This is a genomic window from Rothia mucilaginosa (assembly GCF_964211445.1).
GTDB classification, from domain to species: Bacteria; Actinomycetota; Actinomycetes; order Actinomycetales; family Micrococcaceae; genus Rothia; species Rothia mucilaginosa_E.
Map to the genome: position 1 here is coordinate 1 of NZ_CAXOQT010000012.1, position 13356 is coordinate 13356.

At 57.8% G+C, this 13356-nt stretch carries 9 protein-coding genes; all 9 read right to left on the reverse strand.

Going from position 1 to position 13356, the window contains the following annotated elements; genetic code table 11:
• Nucleotides 1–391: 391 nt before the first annotated feature.
• Nucleotides 392–1696 carry a tyrosine--tRNA ligase gene (gene tyrS / locus AB8E48_RS04245; protein ID WP_049350166.1) on the reverse strand — a complete coding sequence of 435 codons (1305 nt, stop codon included), beginning with the start codon at nt 1694–1696 and terminating at the stop codon, nt 392–394.
• Nucleotides 1697–1862: 166 nt separating this feature from the next.
• A complete protein-coding gene (locus AB8E48_RS04250) occupies nt 1863–4157 on the reverse strand; it encodes a HelD family protein (protein ID WP_102033877.1) in 2295 nt (764 codons plus the stop codon).
• Nucleotides 4158–4360: 203 nt separating this feature from the next.
• Complete coding sequence (locus tag AB8E48_RS04255; protein ID WP_049355170.1) at nt 4361–4936, reverse strand: adenine phosphoribosyltransferase; 576 nt, start codon at nt 4934–4936, stop codon at nt 4361–4363.
• 134 nt (nt 4937–5070) lie between these two features.
• Nucleotides 5071–6660, reverse strand: coding sequence for an AMP-binding protein (locus tag AB8E48_RS04260; RefSeq protein WP_368885874.1), 1590 nt, complete (start codon nt 6658–6660; stop codon nt 5071–5073).
• 151 nt (nt 6661–6811) lie between these two features.
• Nucleotides 6812–7297 carry an arginine repressor gene (locus AB8E48_RS04265; RefSeq protein ID WP_044150633.1) on the reverse strand — a complete coding sequence of 162 codons (486 nt, stop codon included), beginning with the start codon at nt 7295–7297 and terminating at the stop codon, nt 6812–6814.
• A 394-nt stretch (nt 7298–7691) separates the two neighbouring features.
• Complete coding sequence (locus AB8E48_RS04270; protein ID WP_368885875.1) at nt 7692–8471, reverse strand: hypothetical protein; 780 nt, start codon at nt 8469–8471, stop codon at nt 7692–7694.
• 192 nt (nt 8472–8663) lie between these two features.
• Entirely contained in the window at nt 8664–11234 is a 2571-nt protein-coding gene (pheT, locus tag AB8E48_RS04275) for a phenylalanine--tRNA ligase subunit beta (RefSeq protein WP_368885876.1), read from the reverse strand.
• A gap of 3 nt (nt 11235–11237) precedes the next feature.
• Nucleotides 11238–12365 (reverse strand): phenylalanine--tRNA ligase subunit alpha, encoded by a 1128-nt coding sequence (pheS, locus tag AB8E48_RS04280; RefSeq protein WP_049352676.1) that lies wholly within the window; start codon nt 12363–12365, stop codon nt 11238–11240.
• A 227-nt stretch (nt 12366–12592) separates the two neighbouring features.
• Nucleotides 12593–13114, reverse strand: a complete 522-nt coding sequence (locus AB8E48_RS04285; protein WP_049352677.1) for a hypothetical protein — start codon at nt 13112–13114, stop codon at nt 12593–12595.
• Between the last annotated feature and the right edge of the window lie 242 nt (nt 13115–13356).

Consider the following 13356-nt stretch of genomic DNA (forward strand, 5'->3'; position numbering starts at 1 on the left):
CCACAAAAAGGACCTTGAAAGGGTCTCAAACACCCTCACAAACACCAAACTACCTAGTCAGTGCGTTTTATGGGTGCTAAAAAATCTTCAAAAAACTTCCAAAAACCTTAAAAATCTGCGAATCACCCTCTCTGGAGCCCGAAAACAGGGCATAACATCCCCAAAACACTCATGAACAAAGACAAACCCAGAACCAGAAGGCAGCAGAACGATAAAAGAAGAGCCCCTCCTGACGGAGGGGCTCTCTATAGGAGTCTGTATATAGGGACATGAGGAGAACAGAAAAGGAGGGGCACTCCCCCACTGACTACGCAGCACTGCCTACGCAGCACTGACTACTCAGTGGAGAAGCCCCCTCCCCTTCTATATGTACAGAGAAAGTCAGAAGAGACTAGACCAGCTCTACAGCACCCTGGTTCTTCTTGCCACGGCGAACCATCGCAAAACGACCGTGCAGCAGATCATCCTTAGAAATAGCTGCGTCCTCGCCCTGAACCTTCACGCCATTCACCGAAGCGCCGCCTTCCTTCAGAATGCGACGAGCCTCAGAGTTAGACTTCGCAAAGCCCAGCTCAGTCAGAACAGAAATCATGTCCAGGCGGTCCTCAGACAGCTTAGCCGAAGGAAGCTCAGCAACCACAGACTCCAGGGTAGCCTCATCCAGAGCAGCGAAATCGCCCTTACCGAACAGAGCCTCCGAAGCAGCCACAGCCTGATCAGTAGCCTCAGTACCGTGAACCAGCGAAGTCACCAGGTACGCCAGAGTCTTCTGAGCCTCACGCTTGAACGGCTCCTTCTCAACCTTCTCAGCGAACTCAGCAATCTCAGCACGAGTCAGGAAGGTGAAGACCTTCAGGCGATCCACCACATCCGCATCCGCAGTGTTCAGCCAGAACTGGTAGAAAGCGTACGGCGAGCACATCTGCGGGTTCAGCCAAATAGCGTTACCCTCGCTCTTACCGAACTTAGTGCCGTCAGAGTTAGTAATCAGCGGAGTACCAATAGCGTGAACGCTCTTACCCTCCACCTTACGGATCAGCTCGGTACCGCTGGTCAGGTTACCCCACTGATCAGAACCACCGGTCTGCAGGGTGCAACCGAAACGACGGTTCAGCTCCAGGAAGTCCAGACCCTGCAGAATCTGGTACGAAAACTCGGTGTACGAAATGCCCTCGTCGGAGTTCAGGCGCTTCGCAACAATCTCCTTCTTCACCATGGTGCCCACGCGGAAGTGCTTACCAACATCGCGCAGTAGCTGCAGAGCAGACATCTGACCGCTCCAGTCCAGGTTATTCACCATACGAGCAGCATTCTCACCCTCGAAAGACAGGAAACGCTCAATCTGCGCGCGCAGGGACTTCACCCACTCGGCCACAACCTCGGGCGAGTTCAGCACACGCTCAGACGTCTGACGCGGATCACCAATCAGGCCAGTGAAGCCGCCCACCAGACCCAGCGGCTTGTGACCAGCCAGCTGCAGACGACGCATCACCAGCAGCTGCACCAGGTGACCCAGGTGCAGGGACGCAGCAGTCGGATCATAGCCCGTGTAGAAAGTCAGGCTCTCCTCGCTCAGCGCCTTCTCCAGAGCAGCCTCATCAGTGCTCACGTGCACCAGGCCGCGCCACTTCAGCTCCTGCCAAATATTCTCGAAGGTATCGTCATTATGCTGCGCGTTGAGGATCTCGGCAGACATGCTTCTCCCATTCACAAGGTAACAACGCCCAAAGGCGCTCGAACAAAATATGTAACAAGCCTAGCACCGCACCGGCACAAACGCTCAGAAAAACCCAAGCGAGCGCCCAAACCGGTACGGCACCGGCTCAAAGAAATAATAGAAAGGTGCTACAGAGCCACGAAGACTACAGGCCCGCAGGCATCCGCGAACCCACCATGTGCAGACGCTGAGTCGGACGAGTCATCGACACGTACAAGTCACCCACAGCACCATCAGCATCATCAATCAGCTGCTGCGGCTCAACAATCACCACAACATCAAACTCCAGGCCCTTAGCCTCCCACGGAGTCAGAACCAGCACCTGATTCTCCAAAGCCGTCTGCGCGGTACCCGTACGGTCAGCATGAGCACGAGCAACAGCCTGAGCCGTCTGAACATACAGGCTCGGCGGGCACACCACACCAATCAGAGCGCCACCCGAATGAGCGACCTCCTCGCTGACCACAGACACGGTCTGCTCCACGACAGACTCGGCGGCAACCTCATGCACCAGCGGAGGCCACTTGCCCTCACGCACCGCACGAGGCGCAGACACCTCATAACCGGCAGCCTGAGCAACCGACACCGCTGCCTCAGCAATCTGAGCCGGAGTACGGTAATTAATCGTCAGCTCATCCAGAGTGAAACGCTCACCCACAAACGGCGCCAACGCCTGCGACCACGACGAAGCAGCCGCAGCAGAAGAAGCCTGAGCAATATCGCCCACAATCGTGAAGGACTTCATCGGGCAACGACGCATCAGCAGACGCCACTGCATGGGCGAGAGCTCCTGAGCCTCATCCACCACAATATGGCCATACGCCCACGTACGATCAGCAGAAGCCGCAGCCGCAGCCGTCATACGCTCGCCACGAACCTCATTCATCATCGCAATCTGCTCAGGAGTAATCACGCCATCAGCGCCAATATCCTCCAGCGACTGGTGAACATTCTCCAGCGCCTTCGCAGCGTTCTCAAGGTTCGCGCGATGCTCCGCCGCAGCACGAGCCGCCGCAGCCGCACCGGTCACCTTCGAAAAATCACCCAGAAGCTCAGCGGCCTCATCCAGCAGCGGAACATCCGCCTCAGTGAAAGGAGCCTCCGCCGGACGAGCCAGCAGAGCACGCTCAGCCTTCGACAGCTCACGGGTCGCAGACTCCAAGTAATGCGGCTTCGAGAACAGCGAGCGCAACAGAGTCTCCGGCGACAGCGGCATCCACACCAGGTTCAGGGCGCGGCGCACATCCATCGAAGCACGCACATCATCCTGCAGGTACGGACGCTCCACCACACGACCCGCCGCACGGTTCAGCTGATCATCCAGCTTCGCGGTCAGCTCCTTCAACAGAATCTTCACGAACGTCTCACGAGCCTCATTATGCGGCTTGCCGGTCGAACGAGCACGAGAACGAGCCGAACGAACCATCTCCGGAGTCAGCTCAACATCAGTACCCTCAACATTCAGACGCTGAACCTGAGCCGGCACCTTCTGACGATCCGCAACCGCACGCTTAATAACCTTCACCATGCGCAAATCGCCCTTCAGCGCCGCAACCGCACGATCCTTCTCAGGCACAGCACGCAGACCCGGGTACAGGGTCGCCAACGAAGACATCACCACGCCGGTCTCGCCCAGCGACGGAAGCACACGCTCGATGTACCACATGAACGAATTCGACGGACCAACCACCAGCACGCCAGCCTTCGACAGGCGCTCACGGTTCGTGTACAGCAGATACGCCGCACGATGCAGCGCCACAGCGGTCTTACCGGTACCGGGACCACCCTGCACCACGCGCACACCCGGCAGCTCCGAGCGGATAATCGCATCCTGCTCAGCCTGAATCGTCGCCACAATATCGCCCATGCGGCCGGTACGCTTCTTATTCAACGCCGCCAGCAGAGCACCCTCACCGTGAAGGGAATCCTCATCCTGCAGCATCTCCGAATCGAAGACCTCATCCTCAATATTGACGACAGTACGGCCCTCAAGCATCAGGTGACGGCGGCGGCGCACACCCATCGGCTGGAACGCAGTCGCCTGATAGAACGTACCCGCCTCCGGGGCACGCCAGTCCATCAGCAGACGCTGCTGATTGCTATCCGTAATACCAATACGACCGATATAACGCACCGCATCAGCGCCCTCACGGTCCATATCCAGGCGACCAAAGGTCAGACGAGAATCCACAGCATTCAGCTGCGCCAAACGATCCTCATAGTGAGTAGCAAAAGAGTCACGCTCCGAACGGTTCTGATGACCGCCCACCGCCTGATTCTTACGCACAGCAGCCAGCTTCTCAGCCGTCTCCTCACGGAGCTCATCCAGGCGAGCATACACGCGAGCAACATACTCACGCTCCGCAGCCATCTGCTCAGCAAACAGCTTCTCAGCCGCCGAAGAATCAGCAGACTGCTGGGGTAAAGATTCAGATGACACGTAAGCTCCTTAAACCTATGGTGTCTCAAAGACAGGGTGCGACAGGCACCCAAAAATACGGGTCACTATTTTACAGGACAGGCTCCGAAGGGCAGAAATATTACCCCCACAGAAAAGTGCCCCACCGGCTCAACCGGCGGGGCACCCCACATCAATATCAGCCGCACGCACCCTAAGGGCGGTAAGCCTCAAACTCTATAAAACTACTTCGACGGTAGCGGGTACTCAGACACCAAGCTCAGCGTCTCAAGACGGTAACCGTCCAGCGCCTCACGACCACCCAGACCCTCCAGCTCCAGAAGAGCGCCAACGCCGGCAACCTTCAGGTTCGCGCGCTCCACCAGCTTCGCGGCAGCCACCAGGGTACCGCCAGTCGCCAGCAGATCATCCAGCAGAAGAACACGAGTGCCCGGCGCGAAATCATTACAGTGAATCTCAATTGCCGCGCTACCGTACTCCAGCGCATACTCCTCACGGTACGTCTCACGCGGAAGCTTACCCGCCTTACGAACCGTCATAATGCCGGTGCCGGTAGCGTACGCGAGCGCAGAAGCAAGCAAGAAACCGCGAGCCTCAACACCAGCCACCACATCAAACTGACCCTCAAAACGAGTAGCCAGCTCATCAATGCACGCCTTGAACACCTCAGCATTAGCGAAGAGAGTGGTCACATCGTAAAAGAGGATGCCCTCGTGCGGGTAATTCGGAATCGTAGCGCAAGCAGCCGGAATCAACTGCTCAATAGGGGTTCGCGAAGCCTCAGAAGCGGGAACGCTCATGCTCTCTCTTTCGTGAAGTGGATAGCCCCGGAAAAAACGCCCGGGAACAATAACGCGGTAGAAGCCGCCTACAAAATTCTACCCTCTTCACCCGCGCTTGTCCTCAGATGAGCGACAAGAACCATCTGCCGGGATTAGCCTCTCTGAATCACAACCCGCAAGTCACGCTTAAGAATCTTGCCGGTCGGCCCCAGCGGCATGCTCTCCACCATCACGTAGCGGCGAGGATATTTATACGCCGCCAAACGAGTACGCGCCAAAGCATTCAATTCGGCCTGCAGCACGCCCTCATCGGCACCAGGACGCGGCATCACCACGGCGACAACTTCCTCGCCCACGCGCTCATCCGGCACACCCAGCACCGCTACCGACTGCACCTGCTCATGGGTGTAGAGAACATCCTCAATCTCACGCGGATACACCGAATAGCCGTTACGCAGAACCATGTCTTTAATACGATCCACGATGAAAATATTGCCCTGCTCATCAACACGAGCAACATCACCGGTCGCAAACCACTCGCCGTCAAAAACCTCAGCAGTAGCCGCCGGATTATTCCAATACCCAGCCATCACGTTCTCGCCGCGCACCCACAGCTGACCGCTCACACCCGGCGCGCATTCGGAACCCTCCGGGCAACGCACCTGCACCTGCACGCCCGGCAACACACGACCCACCGAGCCGAGCACCATGCCAAACTCCGCCTGATTAAAGGAAACCACCGGCGAGGTCTCGCTCAAACCGTAGCCCTCATACACCGGGCACTCGATTAGGGTCTTCCACGCAGTATGCACCGGCGCCGGCAGCGGCGAACCACCCGAAATACCGAAACGGATGCGACCTCGCAGCGAGCGCGCGCGCTCAGGCTCAGCCTCCAGCGCCGCCGCCAACGACACGTACATGCTCGGAACCGCCGCCAGCACCGACACCCCGGCGCGCTCAATCAGGTTCAGCGCGCCCTCGGGAGTAAAACGCGGCAGCAAAGCCACCGTAGCCGACGCCGCAAACGCCGCATTCATCGACACCGTCTGACCGAACGCATGGAACAGCGGAAGACCACCAAAAATGACATCCTCAGCGGTAAAACCAAAAACGCTCACGCAGCTACGAGCATTCGAGAGGATATTCGCGTGAGTCAGCGTCGCGCCCTTCGGCTTGCCCGTCGTACCCGAAGTGTAAAGAATAATCGCCGGGTCACTCGCCGCCACCGGAACGGGTTCCAGAACCGTCTCGGCAGACGCAGTATCGGCAGGCGCGTCAAAAGGAGCTACCGGCGAGCCCTCTCCCCCGGTGAAAATCTCACAACGAACCGAGCCGTTCTTCACCAGCACCGTCGAGGAAGCCTCCGACGCCAGGCGAGTACCTGCAAAAGCGAAAAGCACCTTCGCCCCGCTATCGCGCAGATGATACTCCAGCTCAGCACCCGACAGCAGCGGATTCAACGGAACACAAATCGCGCCCGCAGCCACAATGCCGTAATACAGCGCAGGCATCAACGCCACATTCGGCATAGACAACGCCACACGGTCACCACGCTCAACACCGAGCGCCTCCAGATGACGCTGAACCTGCGAGGCGGCAGACGCCAACTGCGCGTAGCTCACCATCTGCATATCAGCAGGTTCAGAAGCCGGAATCGCCAAAGCAGCCTTAGTCCCGGCAGACGATGCCGCCTCCGCCAGAAGGTAGGCAATATTGTTCGCTGAATCGTGCATTTCAGACATGATAAAAACTCTCACCACAGAAAAATCGGTATATCTAGAAAAGAAGAAGCCAAGATAGAAGCCCGGAAAAGAGCCCGAAGACAGCAGAAGGGCGTACCTTCAGCCGCTCCCCTGAAACATCAGAGGAACAGCACAAGATACGCCCCAGCTACTACTGAGCAGCAGACCAGTCCAAGAAGCTCTCGGCAAGCGCAGCCCCGCCATTGGGGTCACGAGTTACAACAATGACCGTATCGTCACCGGCGATAGTGCCCATAATCGCCTCAAGACCGCCCTGATCAATCGACGAAGCCAAGAACTGCGCAGCACCCGGAGGAGTACGCAGAACCGTAATATTCGCCGAACCCTCAGCGGTAATCAGCAGCTCCTTGAACAGGGAAATCATACGGGCATCAGGTGCAGTACCGCCGCCACGACGAGCAGGGTAATTCGGCACAGCATAAATCAAGCCGGCGCCTTCATCACGGATGCGCTCAGCGCCAATTTCAACAAGATCACGGGAAAGGGTCGCCTGAGTAACCTTCATACCATCATCGGTCAGGTACTGCGCCAGTTCAGCCTGGGAGCGGACACGTCGGGTCTGCAGCAATTCAACGATGCGTGCCTGACGCGCGATCTTGGTCGAGGGGAAAGGCATAATATCTCTTCTTCCTACGGTGCCAATCACGAATTCAGAACGGGCTGCCCAGCGGTGGCGCAGCGCAACATTCTTTACTACCCAAGATAATACATATGCACATAAATATGCGCACCAAATATGGATTATTCCAAGATATGGGGGAAATTTCAGGGTTTATCTCACCAGCTGTCACGCAAAACGCCGCGAACGTAGCGTGTATCTACACATTCAGGCGCATAACCTCACAATGAATGCATAGTGTGCAAGAACATTCTGGGGTGGTACGTCACGCCAGTCAAGAGATCTCCGGCAGGCGAGCGCGAAAAAGGAGCCCGCCTCCAGCAACACCACGTGCGCCAGAAACAGGCTCCTTCAACAAAACTTCGAGGTGAATCCTCATGACTCAGAACGCCTAGCGCTCATCCTCCACCAGACCGTCCAGGTCCTCATACTCGACATCGTGCGAACGACGGTTCAGCCACACAGCAAAACCAAGACCCAGCAGAAGCACCAGCACCGCACCAACAATACTTGCGATACCGGCAAAACGCTCAGCATTCACGCTTGCCTCAGTCACAGGCTTCAGCGTGCCCTTCTCAGCGGTATAGGCAACCTCAAGGGTGCCGTTCTTCTCCACCAGCAGGCCGTCCACCTCACGCGGGAACTCCGAAGGAACATCACCAGTCTGCGAACCACGGAACTCAATCGAAGCGCCCGAAGTCACCTGGTACTTATCCTTCAGGTTCGACACATAGGTCTTACCGTTCAGAGCGTCATCAGCCGGCAGGTTGCCCTTATAGCGAGCCACATTACCCTTCGTAATCAGGTCAGGAGTCAAATCCTGATAAGTACCCTGAATAACCCAGCTCTTACCGGCATACTCGGCGTTATTATTGACCGACGCAAAAGCGCGGACACCCACAACAGCCAAAATAATGGAAAGAATAACCGCAACCGCAGCAGAAAGAACCGACAACCAGTTCACACCCGGGCGGTCCTCCAGCTCTTCCTCACTCATTGCGAAAAGGGAGGAGTTCTCTTCCTCATCGTCGTAATCCTCGTACTCGTCGTACTCCTCATACTCAGATTCTTCATACTCAGAGTCATCGTACTGAGAATCCTCGAAATAGGTTTCTTCGACCTCAGACTGCGACAGCTCGTCCTGTTCGCGCGAGTTCTCTCGATTAGCCATTACTCTCTCCCTCACTTCATCTATCTTCTAGGGTACCCATAACCACATGAGTTCACCAAGGAAAGCGCTTATCAGCGCTTCATGAACACACTAAACAGGTAAACCCACGACGCAACGCCAAAAGCTACGGGGTGGGAGCCAGCGACTCCCACCCCGTCAGCACTAGGCACTACGCCATAGGGTTAGACCCGGTTAGACACGCGGTTCTGCACCCAGCTGCTCAACAGTCGCAGCCACAGCGGCCTCACGAGCAGCCGACGCCTCATCAGCAGTCAGCGTACGATCCGGCGCACGGAAACGCAGCGCAAACGCCAGGGACTTCTTCGACTCATCAATACCGGTACCGCGGTAATCATCGAACACGCGGATATCCTCCAGCAGCTCGCCAGCGCCCTCACGCAGAACGCGCTCCACCTCAGAAGCAGGCAGGTCACGGTCCACAAGAAGCGCCACATCCTGAGTAGCAGCCGGGAAAGTCAGTACCGGAGTAGCCTGACGTGCCTCAACACGATCAGCGAACAGCGCCGAGAAATCCAGCTCAAACGCGCAAGTACGCTCCGGCAGGTTCAGCTCCTGCAGAAGCTTCGGGTGCAACTCACCAGCGAAACCAACACGCTCACCGGCAGCATTCAGAACCTCAGCCACACGGCCCGGGTGGAACGCAGTGTGCACACCATTACGCATCTGAATCTCAGCCGAAACAGCGGCAGCCACCAGACGCACAGCGTCCAGAGCGTCACGCCAATCGTAAGCACGCGGAGCGGCACCCGGCATCGCCTCGTGCTCAGTACCTGCAAACAGACCAGCAATGAAAGTGGGCTGCTGCGGAATACCGGCATTCAAATCAGCCAGAACCTCATCCGACGGGCGAGCGCCCAGCGGCGGAATGGACTCCGAACCCAGCTGCTCACCCGGAATGAACACGTGACCCGCCTCGAAAATAGCCAAGTTCTTGAAACCGCGAGACAGGTTACGCTTCAGAACCTCAACGAGGCCCGGCAGCAGCGAGCGGCGCATCCAGCCCTCAGCCGAAGAAATCGGGTTCTCCAGGCGAATCGAAGGAACCTCAGTCACCGGGTTCTCGGGGGTGCTCACCCACGGAGCCGACCACAGGTTGTTCGCATCAGCCGACACGAAGGGGTACGCAAACACCTCAGTCAGACCGGAAGCCGCCAGCGCATTCAGCGCACGACGCTTACCCGCCTGCTCCGGAGTGTAACCGCGGCCAGCAGGAGCCACCGGCAGAGTCGAGGGGATGTTCGCGTAACCGTCAATACGTGCGATTTCCTCGGTCAGGTCTTCCTTCGCGCGCAGATCAGTACGCCACGACGGGACAGTCACCGCGTAACCGGACTCGGTACGCTCCACCGAGCAACCAATCTCACGCAGGCAGGACTCAATCTGCTCCGGCGAGTAATCCACGCCAATACGGCCAGCAGTGTAATCAGCCGGCAGGTCAATCACGACCGGCTCATAGCCGAGGGACACGTCGGTCACGCCCGGCTCAACCTGAGCACCAGCCAGCTCAACCAGCAGCTCAACCGCACGCTGGGCAGCAGCAGCCTGAATCTGCGGATCAACGCCACGCTCAAAACGCTTCGACGCCTCAGAAATCAGCTTGTGACGGCGAGCAGTACGAGCCACCGACACCTCATCAAAACGAGCAGCCTCAACCAGAATGCGGGTGGTCGAATCGGTCACCTCAGTGGAGGCGCCGCCCATCACACCGGCAAGACCAATCACGCCCGAATCATCAGCAATGACAATGTCCTCGGGGTGCAGAGCACGCTCCACACCATCCAGGGTCACCAGCTTCTCGCCAGCAGCGGCGCGGCGCACCACAATCTCACCCTGAACCTTGTCAGCATCGTAGAAATGCAGCGGCTGACCGGTCTCCAGCATCACGTAGTTCGAAATATCCACCGGCAGCGACAGCGAGCGCACACCCGCCAGACGCAGACGCGAAGACATCCAGGTCGGAACCGGCGCATCCGCCTTCACGCCCGAAACCTCACGCATCACGAAACGAGTGCAGCCCGGGTTACCGTGAATCGGGGCGTCATCACGCAGGACGACAGCGTGGCCGGCATCGTTCGCCTCCGGGGCGCGCTCGCCGTACGCCAGCACAAAATCCTCGAAGGAAGAACCGGTAGCGTGGCACCACTCGCGGGCAATACCGCGCAGGGAGAACGCGTAACCGCGGTCCGGGGTCACGTTCACCTCAGCCGCCTGATCGTACAGGCCCAGCAGCTCCATCGCGTCGGTGCCAACCTCCGGGTCCAGGCCCAGGGTCGAGAGCACCAGGATGCCACCGTGGTCGTCGCCAATGCCCAGCTCACGGGTCGAGGCAATCATGCCAGCCGACTTGTGGCCGTAAGTCTTGCGGGCGGTAATCGCGAAACCGCCGGGCAGAACAGCACCGGGCAGGGTCACAACAACCTTGTCGCCGGGCTTGAAATTGTGGGCACCACAAATAATGCCCTGAACGCCGGAAGGCTCAATGCCCTTACCGGTCAGAGTCTGCTCCTGGCCCTCCGGAACCACACGCACCTGGCACCAGTTCACGGTCTTGCCATTAGAGTGAGTCTCCGGCTCCATGGAGAGCACCTGACCAACCACAATCGGGCCGGACAGCTCATCAGAGGGGCGGTGAACGTCTTCTTCTTCCAGGCCAACCTTCACCAGGGTCGCCATCAAATCTTCAGCCGAAGCATCCTCAGCTACAGGCACGAACTCGCGCAGCCATGACAGGGGTACACGCATAATTTAGATCTCCATCCCGAACTGCTCAGAGAAACGGATGTCGCCTTCAACCATGTCATGCATGTCAGCGACGTTGTTACGGAACATGAGGGTACGTTCAATACCCATACCAAAGGCGAAGCCCGAGTACTCCTCAGGGTCAATACCCGCCGCACGCAGAACGTTGGGGTTCACCATGCCACAGCCGCCCCACTCAATCCACTGCGGGCCGCCCTTAGCGTTCGGGTGCCACAAATCCAGTTCAGCGGAAGGCTCAGTGAAGGGGAAGAAGTTCGGGCGCAGGCGAATCTTAGCGTCCTCACCGAACATGGCGCGTGCCATGTACTCCAGGGTGCCCTTCAGATCAGCCATAGTCAGGCCCTTATCCACGGCAAGACCCTCGATCTGGTGGAAGACCGGGGTGTGGGTCGCATCCAGCTCATCGGTGCGGTACACCTGGCCGGGGCACACAATGTACAGCGGCAGCTCACGAGACAGCAGCGAACGCATCTGCACCGGCGAAGTGTGAGTGCGCAGCAGCAGGTGAGCGTTCTTCGGCTCAACGTAGAAAGTGTCCTGCATTTCGCGTGCAGGGTGATCCGGCTTAATGTTCAGAGCGTCAAAGTTATACCACTCAGACTCCAGCTCCGGACCGTCAGCAACTTCCCAACCCATACCAACGAAAATGTCGGTCAGGCGCTCCTGCATCAGAGCAATCGGGTGGCGGCCACCCAGAGAACGGCGAGGCGACGCAGCCGAAACGTCCACAGCCTCCTCAGCCAGGATGCGAGCCTCACGCTCAGCCTCCAGCTCAGCGGTACGAGCCTCAATAGCCTCAGTCAGCGCCGCACGAGCCTGACCCATCAGCTTACCCACCGGGCCCTTGTGCTGGTTCTGAAGATCACGCATCTGACGGTTCGCGATGCTCATGATGCCCTTCTCACCGAAGAAGCTCAGGCGCACCTCCTTGAGGCTGTCAAAATCGGTAGCCTTCTCGCGAATCTCCTGCTTGGCACGCTCACGCTCAGCCTCAAAAGCCTCACGGATAGCGTCCAAACCGTTCTCGGGGTTCTCCTCCAGAACCTGCGCAATGCGGGCGAGAACCTGAGCCGGGCCGTTAAGACCCTCGTGTTCCTGCACGGAATCGGTCATTGTCACTCTTCTCTGCATACCACCGGCACTATGCCGGCTGGCTCGTTATACACCTTAGGCAGCACCGTCACCGCTATCTCGCACCCACACGCGGGGCGCGGCAGGTAACGGGCGCATATCCTATCCATTTTAGACCAGAGAACGAAGCGCAAACAGCAGAACGCCCGGATAGTCCATCCGGGCGTTCTTGAGCATATAACCTCAACAACAATGTTGAAGAGTTGTACTTACTTCAGAGCCTGCTTCACAGCCGGGTCGAAAGAAGCACGAATCCACAGCACGTTCGCAATGAACCATGCCGCGTACAGGGGCACGAAGCCGTAGCGCTGAGCGTCAATGACATTACCAATCAGAGACAGAATCGCCACGAACGCACCCAGAATCGCAAAAATCAGACCAACGGTCAGGCCCAGACGCTTGCCCTTCTGAATCGTGAAGTACACCCAGATGTACACAACCGCAGAGACGACCAGCAGGCCGATACCGCCTGCAACACCGACCTCCGGCAGACCCTTCAGCGGGGACAGGTTATCCGGTGCGAACGAGGAAATAACACCGTGGATCAAGCAGAGCAGCGCCGAGACAATCATAATCTCCTGCAGGCGCAGAATCTTCGGGTGCTTGGTCGGCGAATGGAACAGAATTCCGCGCGGCTCAGCGCCGCCTTCCTGAATATAAATAGCTTGAGTGTCCGAGGGAACCGCGTCGGAGCGGTAGGCACCCGGATCAAACGGGGGTTGAGCAGTCATCATTGTCTCCCAATACGTATGTGATTTCTCCCTCAATACTACCGCCTACCGAAAGGTTTCCAAAGTATGCACCCGTGTCGAACCCATATGTGACAAAATCCCCACCCCCACAAAAACCCACAAAGAGACAGCCTAAGCGTCCACAACGCCAACAAAAAAGCCACCACACAAGCTACAAAAACAGAAAGCAGGAGGCGACACGCACCTCCTGCTTTCACATAGCTTCCGCTTATAGACACCCC